This window comes from Paenibacillus sp. P4_A7, assembly GCF_056402455.1.
Window position 1 is genome coordinate 1 of sequence record NZ_JBFUHJ010000144.1, and the last position, 12,349, is coordinate 12,349.

The 12,349-nt window shown below is 44.5% G+C and carries 12 protein-coding genes; 11 read left to right on the forward strand and 1 reads right to left on the reverse strand.

All coding sequences use genetic code 11. The annotated features are described in order from the left end of the window. The first annotated feature begins 187 nt into the window (after positions 1 to 187). Complete coding sequence (locus AC1DWN_RS17555; RefSeq protein WP_477560199.1) at positions 188 to 904, forward strand: nucleotidyltransferase domain-containing protein; 717 nt, start codon at positions 188 to 190, stop codon at positions 902 to 904. Positions 905 to 1,588: 684 nt separating this feature from the next. After that, the gene (locus AC1DWN_RS17560; RefSeq protein WP_477560200.1) at positions 1,589 to 2,836 is read left to right on the forward strand and encodes a serpin family protein; all 1,248 of its coding nucleotides are present in this window, start codon (positions 1,589 to 1,591) and stop codon (positions 2,834 to 2,836) included. A 104-nt stretch (positions 2,837 to 2,940) separates the two neighbouring features. Here AC1DWN_RS17560 and AC1DWN_RS17565 read toward each other — a convergent pair whose 3' ends face one another. Beyond that, entirely contained in the window at positions 2,941 to 3,921 is a 981-nt protein-coding gene (locus AC1DWN_RS17565; protein WP_477560201.1) for a phosphotransferase, read from the reverse strand. Positions 3,922 to 4,048: 127 nt separating this feature from the next. Between AC1DWN_RS17565 and AC1DWN_RS17570 the strand changes: the two genes are divergently transcribed. The 9 genes from AC1DWN_RS17570 to AC1DWN_RS17610 all read left to right on the forward strand — a co-directional run. Beyond that, on the forward strand, positions 4,049 to 4,729 hold the full coding sequence (locus AC1DWN_RS17570; protein ID WP_477560210.1) for an HD domain-containing protein: 681 nt from the start codon (positions 4,049 to 4,051) through the stop codon (positions 4,727 to 4,729). Between the two features lie 110 nt (positions 4,730 to 4,839). Next, complete coding sequence (locus AC1DWN_RS17575; RefSeq protein ID WP_477560202.1) at positions 4,840 to 5,316, forward strand: GNAT family N-acetyltransferase; 477 nt, start codon at positions 4,840 to 4,842, stop codon at positions 5,314 to 5,316. 1 nt (position 5,317) lies between these two features. Continuing rightward, positions 5,318 to 6,637, forward strand: coding sequence for a hypothetical protein (locus tag AC1DWN_RS17580; RefSeq protein WP_477560203.1), 1,320 nt, complete (start codon positions 5,318 to 5,320; stop codon positions 6,635 to 6,637). A 101-nt stretch (positions 6,638 to 6,738) separates the two neighbouring features. Next, entirely contained in the window at positions 6,739 to 7,755 is a 1,017-nt protein-coding gene (locus tag AC1DWN_RS17585) for an NAD-dependent epimerase/dehydratase family protein (protein WP_477560204.1), read from the forward strand. Beyond that, positions 7,755 to 8,828, forward strand: coding sequence for a dihydrodipicolinate synthase family protein (locus AC1DWN_RS17590; RefSeq protein WP_477560205.1), 1,074 nt, complete (start codon positions 7,755 to 7,757; stop codon positions 8,826 to 8,828). Before AC1DWN_RS17585 ends, AC1DWN_RS17590 begins: the two co-directional genes overlap by 1 nt. A gap of 17 nt (positions 8,829 to 8,845) precedes the next feature. Then, positions 8,846 to 9,529: an L-serine ammonia-lyase, iron-sulfur-dependent subunit beta gene (gene sdaAB / locus AC1DWN_RS17595; RefSeq protein WP_477560206.1), complete on the forward strand. Its 684-nt coding sequence runs from the start codon at positions 8,846 to 8,848 to the stop codon at positions 9,527 to 9,529. Further along, positions 9,526 to 10,410, forward strand: a complete 885-nt coding sequence (gene sdaAA, locus AC1DWN_RS17600; protein ID WP_477560207.1) for an L-serine ammonia-lyase, iron-sulfur-dependent, subunit alpha — start codon at positions 9,526 to 9,528, stop codon at positions 10,408 to 10,410. Before sdaAB ends, sdaAA begins: the two co-directional genes overlap by 4 nt. A 2-nt stretch (positions 10,411 to 10,412) precedes the next feature. Continuing rightward, positions 10,413 to 11,588, forward strand: a complete 1,176-nt coding sequence (locus tag AC1DWN_RS17605) for a M20 metallopeptidase family protein (protein WP_477560208.1) — start codon at positions 10,413 to 10,415, stop codon at positions 11,586 to 11,588. Positions 11,589 to 11,623: 35 nt separating this feature from the next. Continuing rightward, on the forward strand, positions 11,624 to 12,349 hold a 726-nt coding region (locus tag AC1DWN_RS17610), incomplete at its 3' end, for a Gfo/Idh/MocA family protein (RefSeq protein ID WP_477560209.1).

Below are 12,349 nucleotides of genomic sequence, written 5' to 3' on the forward strand. Positions count from 1 at the left end.
GTACAGTAAAACACATCACAGCGCAGCGCAGTGGAGCAAGGTAGAGTAGAGTAGAGTAGAGTAAAGTAAAGTGATAGTGGGCTGATCTCACTTTCTGTCAAATGATGAATTTTAGGTTGAGACAGATTAGGAGTGAACGTTTGTGTTCAAATAGATTTTAATAAAATTAAACAGGGGCGTGTGGTTCATGGATAGGAAGAATAGATTGCAGCCATTAGATGCAGCTAAACAGTTTATTGAGCTACATTTTCCGAATTGCCGGGGCGCATTATTAGCTGGAAGTGTTGTAAGAGGAGAAGCGACGGAAACCTCTGATTTGGATATTGTCATTTTTATGGAGCATTTAGATGTGGCTTATAGAGAGTCCTTTGTTGTGTTTGATTGGGCGATAGAGACTTTTGTACATAATTTAACTTCATACAAGGACTATTTTAAAAGTGATTGCGAAAGAGCGAGACCTTCACTGCCAAGAATGGTACTTGAAGGTATCGTTTTACAGGATACAGGAGTTATAGATGGGGTCAAGGCAGAGGCTAAGGAGTTATTGGAGAGAGGGCCTGAGAAATGGTCGATAGAAACGATAACGCTGAAGCGGTATTTTGTTACCGATGCGCTTGATGATTTTATAGGCTCTTCTAGCGAGGGAGAAGCGCTATTTATAGCAAATTCCTTGGCGGAACTTCTTCATGAATTTGTATTGCGAGTAAACGGACATTGGATTGGTGATTCGAAGTGGATTGTACGCGCCTTAAAACAATACGATGAACAGTTCGCAACAGTGTTTGTTGAAGCGTTCCGTCTATTCTATAAATTAGGTGACAAAGAGAAAGTCATTGAGTTAGTTGATAAAGTGTTAGAACCGCATGGTGGACGTTTGTTTGATGGCTTTTCAATGGGCAAGTAGTAAGAGCCTAAGATTAGTCATTCGCTGTATAATAGACTACACACGACCGAACTAAGCACGAAACACGATACAACTCGGCACAACCGCACGACCCACGACTGAACTAAATACGGCACGACCCACGACTGAAACAAGCACAAAACACAGCACGACAGCACGACCCACGACCACCTATCTAACAGACCATAATAGTCACTTATATTAGATTACTTAAGAGTATGAGTCACAAACACACAGGGGAGCGCAAATGATACAGATTGGTGAAGGAATGGTAAACAACAAAAAGTATGACCTGTTCCCAAAGTACCCATATGTTCGGAAACCAAGCTAAGCGTTTAAAGACTAATTTAGAATAGTCTATAAGCACAAAAACCAAGCTTACAGTCTAAAAACTAGCTCGAAAAATGGCTGTAAGCACACAAATGATGCTTACAGCTCAATGTTTTACGATTTACAAGAGAAATGGCGTGCTGTAAGCACGAAAACTAAGCTTAATGTCCAAAATCCAGCTCCAAAAATGGCTGTAAGCACACAAATGATGCTTACAGCTTTTTGACTTTGCATTTTTAGCTATATAAAGGTCTGCTAACCGATTTTGGGTCAAATTGAAGTGTGAGACAACCATTGCAACACAGCGTCTTTAATTTTCGTTATTATCCATATCAGGTAATGAGTGGAGGATGGATGATGCGGTTCAAAAGAATACTTAAATCTTCAATAGCGGCCATGACTGCGGTTATGCTATTGGTCATGATAGGCTGTAATGAAGCAAAGGAAACCTCCAGCTACGAGGTGACGGATATAAATGTTGCACAGGTGAGTGCATATAATGATTTTGCTTTGCGTATAACGAAGCAACTACTTACGGTATCTGGTGACAAAAACATGTTTGTATCTCCGCTGAGCATGACATTCGCTCTATCCCTCGTCGTAAATGGAGCTGAAGGAACAACTAGAGATGAATTGCTAAATCTCATTGGTACTGAGGGGCAGTCGCTTGCCACGCTGAATGAGGGGAATAACGTTTTACGTGACTTACTGGAGCATGGAGATAAGGATGTAGAAGTTAATATCGCAAATGCACTGTGGACTAGAGAAGGAACTCAGCTGCTAGATGATTATTCTAAACAGATGAAGTTATTTTACGAGGCTGAGGTTAGCGAGCTGGATTTTGAAGACCCAGGTGCTTCAAACCAGATTAACAGATGGGTGAAGAAGAAAACGGATGGTCTAATCGACCAAATGGTTGACCCGAGTATGCTGAAATCTAGCGTAATGGTTCTTATGAATGCAATTTATTTCAATGGAAACTGGAGTGTAGCTTTCAAAAAATCAGCTACTTATGATGCACCGTTTTATCTTGCAGATGGATCTGAAATAAATGTGAAGATGATGAAACAGAACGAGTTATTATCATACAAGGAGAATGAAAGTTACAAGGCAGTTCGTCTACCATATGGAGATGGAAACTGGGGTATGATTGTCGTTCTTCCGAGTGAAGGTATAGCTCTCTCAGAGGTGGAAGGGGAGCTCCTAACAGACGAGAGCTTTTGGAGAGATGGTTTTACCGAAGGAAAGTCTGTAGTTGGTTTACCTCGGTTCACTATAAAGGATCAGAAGAGTTTAACGGATGGATTGAAGGCACTTGGTGTTAAGCATTCTTTTAGTCCAGAAACAGCGGATTTCTCAGCAATGACTAAGAACGGTACAGGCCTCTACATAAGTGATATGATGCAGAAATCGTTCATTGAGGTCAATGAGACAGGGTCAAAAGCAGCGGCTGTCACTTCTGTTTTTAAGGCTGGCAGTGCAGAACCACCAAAGAGCCCTTTTGAACTTATAGCTGACCGACCTTTCTTCTTCGCAATCGCAGATCGTGCGACAGGAGCTATAGCGTTTCTTGGGAGAGTTATGAATCCCACGGAGAACTAGTTGTCACAAAGTGAAGGAATGTGAAAAGTGAGATTCCATAGGCAAATGGAAAAGTACCTTCGGTGGTAGGTATCGCAGGTTTAAAGCGTTACCTACCAGAAGGCTTAGATCGGATGCGCAGCAAGCCATGCCCTGAGAAACGCAAGCTTTCCGTCAAAATAGCCATCATTTTGCCAAGCACCCCAAATGGCGCTATTTTGCGTATGTAAACCCATCAGCCAGAGCTGTCTCGCTGCTACGAATATAGGAATCATGGCAAGGTCGGCTTCACTTAAGTGACGTTCGGTCACATAGGCATCTAGAAAAGCGTCCCAGCATTCATTTTTGAAGCTGTCTGGTTCCGTTTTGCCGTGAACTTGGTCCCATAGAAATACAGACAAATCATAAGAGCGCCATCCCATACCGCCGCAGTCAAAGTCAAAATGAGTGAGGCTCCCGTCATCCGCATGAAAGACGTTCCAGCCATGCAAATCACCGTGGCAAACGCCCCAATCAAGAGCTTCTTTCGGAAATGCATCGATTCGCTTTTGTAACAGACTTACTGTTTCCTGAACAAATTGCAAATCCACTGGACGATGCTGCAAAAATGGAGCTATATGCTGAAGTGGTTCTTCTAGCAAATGAGAGGTATTCAGCTCAAACCTATCATGTATGGGAACATAACAATCTAACGCATGATGTAAAAGTGCAATTGATTGACCATATATTCGACTTGTAGGTACGTCGAGCTTTGCTTTTCCATTAGCATAAGTGAACATGASAGCGTAACGTTTACCTTCTGGAGCATCAAGCTCTGTCAGCCGTTCACCGTCTTTTCGTGGGATAGGGTGCGAAACCGGAATGCCAGCGTCATGCAAGTGTAATAATAGGTCAAGTTCAAACCGGATATCCTCTTCTGTTCGCCAATTGTATTTATATATACGCAAAATAAAGCGTCCCTTTTCCGTTTTAACGGAGTAKGTATCGTTCAAGCCGTTCTCTATAAATCGGCTGTTAATTGGTGTGCCGACGTCGTACAGACTGGCCATAATATGAAATAGATTGTCCTTGTTGAAAATAGTATGTGCAGCAGGTATATGGATCAAGCGGTGCTCACCCTTTCAGTCTTGCTTGAATATGTACCCTTATGTTATAGGAATACAGGATAGAAGAGGCGAGAAACATTGGTTATAATTGTTTATTATTGCATGGTAGAAGGGATGTATTAGTTTGCTGGAACTTGAGAAAAACGAGAATGATCAGGAGAAGGAGAAGGAGAAGCTGATAGAGAACGCGGAACGATTTGCACGATCAGAGCTTGAAAATGATAAAACAGGTCACGATTGGTGGCATATACACCGTGTCGTAAAAATGGCGGAGAAGTTGGCTTACGACGAAGGAGCCGATCGTTTCATTTGTGTCGTTGCTGCTTTGTTACATGATGTCGCGGACGAGAAATTGAATGATTCGAAAGAAGCTGGACTTTACAAAGTAAGCGAATGGCTGAAGTCTCAAGCTTTTCAAGAAGAGGATCAACAGCATATTATGGAGATCATCTCTACGATGTCCTATAATGCGGGTACAAATCCTCGAATGCGCACACTGGAAGGAGAAGTAGTGCAAGATGCAGACCGATTAGATGCAATAGGCGCCATTTCAATTGCTAGAGCATTTTTATATGCTGGCTGGAAAGGTCATCCTATCTACGATCCGCAAATAAAGCCGCGTGATTCGATGACGCCCGAGGAGTATCGGCATGGAAAAAGTACGGCCATTAATCATTTTTATGAGAAGCTATTGAAGCTAAAAGATGATATTAATACGCCATCGGCTAAACGGATCGCCGAAGTTCGGCATCAATATATGAAGGAGTATGTCGAACGATTTATGCAGGAGTGGGAAGGGGAATACTAAGGCTTCATTTCACATAGGCAAATATATCTGCTTAACATGCGGCTGTTGGATAAATGTTGCTGGTAGCCAAATGAAAACGTATAATAAAACGAAAAAAGCGAAAAGGGGTTATGATGATGCCAGATATGTTAGTTAAACTATATGATTTACCAGAATTTGAATCAGTAAGACAATATGAAGCCCGTACGGGAGTTACCATTAGACGCGCAATCGCTCCCGAGAAGCATGTAGTAGCCAAATGGGTGGGTGAGCATTTTAGTCCAGCTTGGGTAAGTGAATGCGAGGTCGCTTTCTCGAAATCTCCTAATACTTGTATTATCGCGACAGAAAACAACAAGCTGTTAGGGTTCGCTTGTTATGATGCTACAACCAAGGGCTTCTTCGGACCTACAGGTGTGGATGAGAGTGAACGCGGCAAGGGTATTGGGAAAATGTTGTTTTTGTATACTATGTATTTGATGCGTTTAGATGGTTATGGTTACGCTGTTATCGGTGGAGCTGGCCCGACTGAATTTTATGCAAAAACGGCTAATGCTACGATTATTGAAGATTCGAAACCAGGTGTATATAAAGGAATGTTGAAATAGTATGCAGATCAAGATCGGTATAGTCGGGACGCAATACGTCGTTGATAAGCTGCTTAAGGTTATTAAGGCCTTCCCGACTTTCTCACCAATAGTACGTATTGTGAATGACGAAGAAGAAACACCATCCGTAGTTGAATCACTGATGCTGGAAGTAGAGGCGCTTCTTCTTTTTGGTGCGCAATCGCATCGTAAGGTCAAAGAAAACGTGCATATAACCGTGCCTGTACATTACGTTCCCCTTACAGGAGCTGGCTTATACAAAACGTTGTTTCACGCTTTGCAGACGGGTAATCTTAGCGGTGGGATTTCGATAGATACGCTTACGAAATCAATGGTTATGAACGCTCTTAAGGATCTTGGGATCGAGCAGACCAAGGTTGTCGTGTATGCCGGTCCTGCACATGCCTCTTCAGACAAGCTGTTTGCATTTCATCAAAATCTTCTAAATACATCAGCCTGCTCATTCGCTATTACCGGCTTGAAGTCTGTTTCGGAGCGTCTATCTGACATTCATGCTGCTAATGAATGGCTTATCCCCTCAGATCAGGATATGGTCGTGACGTTAGAACGAGCTCTATTATCAACAGAATCGCGTCGCATTAAAGAATCTCAAATTGTTGTTGGTATGATTAAGGTCGACGACTTCGGTAAGCTGGTTATGAAACGGAATAATGAGCATGAGGTGCAAAAGCTTAAACTCGATATTCATCGGATGGTGCTTGGATATGTTGAATCTCTAGATGGTTATTTGACAGCGCTTGGTGGAGATGAATATTTGTTTTTTACGACAAGAGGTATCTTTGAGCGGGAAACGGGCGGCTACAAAACAATTCCGCTTGCAAAGGATGCGAACCTTTCTTTTGGGATTTCCTTGAGCTTTGGTGTCGGATTCGGAACGTCAGCCAATGAAGCGGGAACGAACGCAAGAGCGGCGCTTCACAAATCGAAGGAAGCGGGCGGTAATACGTGCTTCATCGTTCGTGAGGACCAAACATTAATCGGTCCGCTTGAAATGGCAGACCCTATGCAAACGGTGCTATCGCCAACGCATGCGGGGCTCATCAAGAGAGCCGAGGACGCAGGTATGACAAGTGCTTATTTAAGTAAGCTGCTTTCTTATACAGCGAAATATGGGAAATACGAATATAAGGTGCATGAGCTTGCATCCTTACTAGAAGTTACAGTGAGAACCGCTCATCGTTTACTTTTGCTCTGGATCGATAATGGGCTCGTAGACATTTCAGGCATGGAGAAGGTTCCTAAGGGGAGGCCGCGGCAAATCTATCGGTTTTCTTTCTTGAAGGATAAAACGATGATGTAGTTATTTGTTTCGCTATTTAAAGACAATTTAAAGATTTGTCTTTATATAACCTCTGTCGGTATTATGGAGTTAGATCCATACCAAGAGAGGGGAAACTCACAATGAAAACCATGGAACAATTAGAAGCGAAATTAGCGGAGCCATCTGAGGCGCTTATCAAGGATTTAGCACGAGTAAACGGCGATATTCTGATTCTTGGTGTAGGCGGAAAGATGGGTCCAAGCCTAGCTAGATTGGCAAAAAACGCAATTCGTGAGGGCGGATTGAATAAGCGTGTTATCGGCGTATCACGCTTTTCAAACGAAGAAGCGAGACGCGAGCTGGAGGATGCGGGAGTCGAGACGATTTCCTGTGACCTATTGAATGATGATGAACTCAAACAACTGCCTCATGCAGATAATATTTTATATATGGCAGGTAATAAATTCGGGACAACAGGCAGAGAACATTTTACTTGGGGGATGAATACGTATTTGCCAGGCAGAGTTGCCGAGAAATACAAAGACTCCCGAATTGTCGTGTTCTCGTCAGGAAATATTTATCCGTTCATGCCTATTGGCAGCGGTGGTGCAAATGAATCGGTATCGCCTGAGCCTATTGGTGAATACGCACAATCAACGCTAGGTCGCGAACGTATTTTTGAATATCATTCCCATAAAAATGGTACACCGATGTTGTTCTATCGTCTGAATTATGCAATTGATATGCGTTATGGCGTACTGTTGGAAATTGCGAAATCGGTTAATGAACAACGTTCGATCAATATATCAATGGGTCATGCTAACGTGATTTGGCAGGGCGATGCCAATACAATGGCACTTCGCTGCTTGACTGAGTGTACGAATCCGCCAAGCGTTATGAATATTACAGGGCCGGAAACGATGTCCATTCGTTGGGCTGCTGAGGAGTTCGCGAAGCGACTTGGCAAGGAAGTCATTTTGGAAGGTACGGAATCGGAGATTGCGCTTCTGAATAATGCGTCTAAATCGCATCAACGCTTTGGCTATCCATCTGTGTCATTGCTTCAAATGATTGACTGGTTAGCAGAGTGGATTCAAGCAGGCGGAGCAACTTGGAATAAACCGACTCATTTCCAAGAAAGAAAGGGGAAATACTAATGACAGCGACAACAACTCTTTCTCCTGAATTGCTTAAAGCGCTGCATGAAGGACTTGTCATACCGGCTCATCCGCTCGCCCTGGATGAGAATCGTAAGCTGGATGAACGGCATCAACGTGCTTTAACTCGTTACTATGCCGCATCCGGAGCAGGAGGCATTGCGATTGGTGTCCATTCTACGCAATTTGAAATTCGCGATGAGCCTTACAATCTCTATGAGACTGTGCTCCGAATGGCAGCAGAAGAAATTGCCAAAGCGAATCTACAGCGCCCATTTATAAAGGTGGCAGGAATTTGCGGTCCTAATGAACAGGCAGTAAACGAAACTCGAATTGCTCTATCGCTTGGATACGATGCGGCGTTGCTAAGTATGGGCGGTCTTAAAGGTTGGAGTGAGCAAGAGATTCTGGATAGAACGAAGCTGGTTGCAGCTATAATGCCTGTTATCGGCTTTTACTTGCAGCCATCTGTAGGCGGTCAAATATTCAGCTTTGACTTCTGGTGTCAATTTGCCGAAATTCCGAATGTAGTCGCTATCAAAATGGCACCATTTAATCGTTATCAAACGATAGATGTAGTGCGTGCCGTTTGCAATTCGAGCAGACGCGATGAAATTGCTTTATATACGGGCAATGATGATAACATCGTTAATGATCTATTGACTACTTACCGCTTTGAAGTTGCTGGAGAAACGGTAGAGAAGGCGATCGTCGGAGGATTGCTCGGTCACTGGGCCGTTTGGACTGAAAAAGCCGTTACACTGCTTGAGGAAATTAAGACTATTCGAAATGACTATCAAATTTCTAAGAATTGGTTGACAAGGAACGTGCAAGTGACGGATTCAAATRCTGCATTTTTTGATCCGGCGCATCATTTTGAAGGCTGTATTCCTGGAATTCATGAGGTGCTGCGTCGTCAAGGGCTGCTGCAAGGCATTTGGTGCTTGAATCCAAATGAAACACTATCTCCAGGACAATCGGAGGAGATTGATCGTGTATATCGGGACTATCCACATCTGCATGATGATGATTTCGTCACTGCGCATCTCAAGGAGTGGCTGGGAGATAACTAATAGAGAGGGGCTCAAACATGCGATTTAAGGATGTGTTTTCTATAATCGGTCCGAGTATGGTGGGTCCTTCTAGCTCTCACACTGCCGGTGCCGTTCGACTTGGTAGAACGGCTAGGCATGTGCTTGGTGGTTTGCCGGAGCATGCAGAAATTATTTTCTATGGGTCATTTGCTACAACATATCGCGGTCACGGCACCGATCTTGCGATTATTGCCGGATTACTTAATTATGATACGGATGATATGCGAATCAAGGAGGCCTTCGCTAGAAGCGAGGCTGCTGGATTAGAGGTACAATTTCGTACTGCTCAGAAGGCTGGCGTACATCCGAATACAGCAACCTTAATTCTTAAGCGGGGAGAGCAGACGGTTACTGTTACTGGCTGTTCCATAGGCGGAGGCAATATTGAAGTTGTAGGTATTGATGATTTTGATGTTAAATTTACGGCGACCTATCCCACTTTATTAATTTTTCACGCTGATCGTTCGGGAATTATCGCTGAAATGACGGATATCCTAAGGCATGCCAATGCCAACATCGGTTACATGGAGGTTGATCGAAAGTCACGAAGTGGTGATGCTCTAACTGTTATTGAAAGTGATGAGGGATTAGCTTCTGAATTTATCGATCAAATTACCGCACTGCCCAATGTGCACAGAGTTTGCGTTATCAATCTTACTGCTGAGGAGGGGATGTCATGAGGTTCTCTAACTTGAAGCAATTGACACAGCTATGTGTAGAGGAATCGGTCACAATTGCCCAGCTTATGATTACGGAGCAGGCGGCGGAAACGGGAAAAACTGCTGAACAAGTATTTGAGCAAATGTCCACTTATTATGAAGTGATGAAGGAAGCAGTTCGCAAAGGGATAGAGGATGACTCTAAATCTCGCAGCGGCTTAACGGGTGGAGATGCGAAGCGTGTTCAATCTTACTTGCAAAACGGCACAGCTTCCTTAGGAACCGAGGCATGTACAGCAATGGCTTATGCTTTAGCCGTCTCAGAGGTTAATGCTTCCATGGGACGCATTATTGCTACCCCAACTGCAGGCTCCTGTGGCATCATTCCGGGTGTTTTCGTTAGTTCGCAGGAGAGATTCGACTGGAAAGATGAGCATATGGTTAATGGTCTTTTCTGTGCAGGAGCAATCGGCTACGTCATTGCAAACAACTCGTTCGTGTCGGGTGCCGAGGGCGGGTGCCAGGCCGAGGTTGGTTCAGCGATTGGCATGGCGGCAGGAGCATTGGTTGAGCTGCGCGGTGGTACACCAGAGCAGGCTGTACATGCGGTGGGGCTGGCGCTAAAAAATTCGCTGGGCCTTATTTGTGATCCGGTTGGCGGACTAGTAGAAATTCCTTGCATCGTAAGAAACGGATTTGGTGCAGTTACGGCAATGGCAGCTTCAGATATGGCGCTAGCTGGCGTTAGGAGTGTCATTCCATCGGATGAAGTAATCGGTGTTATGCTTGAGGTAGGAAGTGCCATGCCAGAGAAGCATAGGGAAACAGCTAAGGGTGGACTTGCTCAGACACCTACTGGCAAAAAAATTATGAAAGAGCTATATGGGAAAAAGGAGCGTTAATTATGATCTTGTCGACATTAGTTCAATTGGCCAAGCAGCTCGAACCTGAACTGGTTGCCTTTCGCAGAGATTTGCACCGATTCCCAGAGCTGAGCTTTCAAGAATCAGAGACGGCTTCCAAGGTCGTTCAGCAACTGCGACAGCTTGGACTAGTGCTGCGAACCGAAGTAGGCGGGTTCGGTATTGTTGCTGATCTGAAGGGGGAACAGTCAGGGCCAGTCATTGCGCTTAGAGCTGATATGGATGCCCTCCCGATTCAAGAAGAGTCGAATGTAGATTTTGTATCAGTTCGACCCGGTATTATGCATGCTTGCGGGCATGATGCACATACGGCCATTTTGCTAGGCGCGGCGAAGCTGTTAGTTAAACAGCAAATTAAGGGGACTGTGAGGTTCCTTTTTCAATCGGCAGAGGAAATTAATGCAGGAGCAAAGGCGATGATTGAGCAAGGTGCTTTGGATGGTGTAGATGAGATTTATGGTTTGCACAATCTTCCGACTTTGCCAGCTGGAATGGCTGCTACTCGCTATGGTTCATTAATGGGCTCAGTGGACCGCATTGAAATTCATCTGGAAGGCAAAGGCGGGCATGGAGCGATTCCAAACCAAAGTATAGATCCAGTTGTATGCGCTTCAGCAATCGTTATGGCACTGCAGAACATTGTCAGTAGAGAAGTTTCTCCATTTGATCCTGTGGTCGTGACTATTGGCAGCATTAAATCGGGAGAGGCGAACAATGTTATTCCCCACTATGCGGAAATGACGGGGACGATTCGTACATTTAATGCGAAGGTGCAGGAACAAATGCCCGAAAGAATAGAGAGAATCGTTAAGCAAATTGCCGAGGGTTACCGATGTAAGGCGACACTCAGCTATATCGTGCAAACTCCGGTATTGGTTAATCATGATGAGTGCGTCGGGTATGTAGAACGTGCGATTGATGATACGATTGGAGCAGAACGGAGAGTCATTGCTGAGCCGACATTGGCGGGCGAGGACTTTTCTGTGTATTTGAAACATACGCCAGGCTGCTTTTTCTGGCTGGGATCTGGTCCTGCAGTCAATGCTAGCGAAGCGTACGGGCTTCATCATCCCAAATATGAATTAAATGAAGACTGTATCCCACTGGGCGCTTCATTGCTTGCAGCTATTGCTCTACAGAGATTATCGGACACCTAATCTGTTAATCTGCGTTTGGAAAGGAGCTAGTCATCGTGCAACTATTGAATATTGGCATAATTGGTACCGACACCTCCCATTCTGTTGCTTTTACGAAGCTGCTAAACGATCCTACTGATGTCAATCATGTACCGGGTGGGCGTGTGGTTGCCGCATTTCCTGGCGGCTCTCATGATTTCTCGCTTAGTGCTGATCGAGTTGAAGGTTTTATGGCAAAGCTAGAGGAGGAGTTTGGGGTACATAGAACGGACACTCCTGAAGAGATTGCAACAAGCTGTGATGCGATATTGCTTACATCAGCAGATGGCCGTGTACATCTCGATCAATTTAGGAGAATCGCTCCTTACGGTAAGCCTGTATTTATTGATAAACCATTAGTACTAAGTTCAGAGGATGCTCTCGAAATGTTCCGTGTAGCCAAACAGTACAAGGTGGCTATTATGAGCAGTTCTGCCCTGCGATATGCGGAGCACGTTGTTGGAGATTTGGGGAGCGTCAATGCAGGGCCCATTAAGAGCGCAGCTATTAGCGGTCCGTTGGCTGTGGAGCCAACACAATCCTATTATTATTGGTATGGGATTCATTCGGTAGAGCTGCTCTATGCGATAATGGGCGTTGGGTGCTTGGAAGTGAACGTTACTACCAAAGAGGATCATGATTTGATTTCTGCTGAGTGGAAGGAAGGTCGCAAGGGCACTATCAAGCTGAGTCGATCAGCGGATAGTCCTTTCTGTGCAGCTATCCATAGAGAAGACCACACC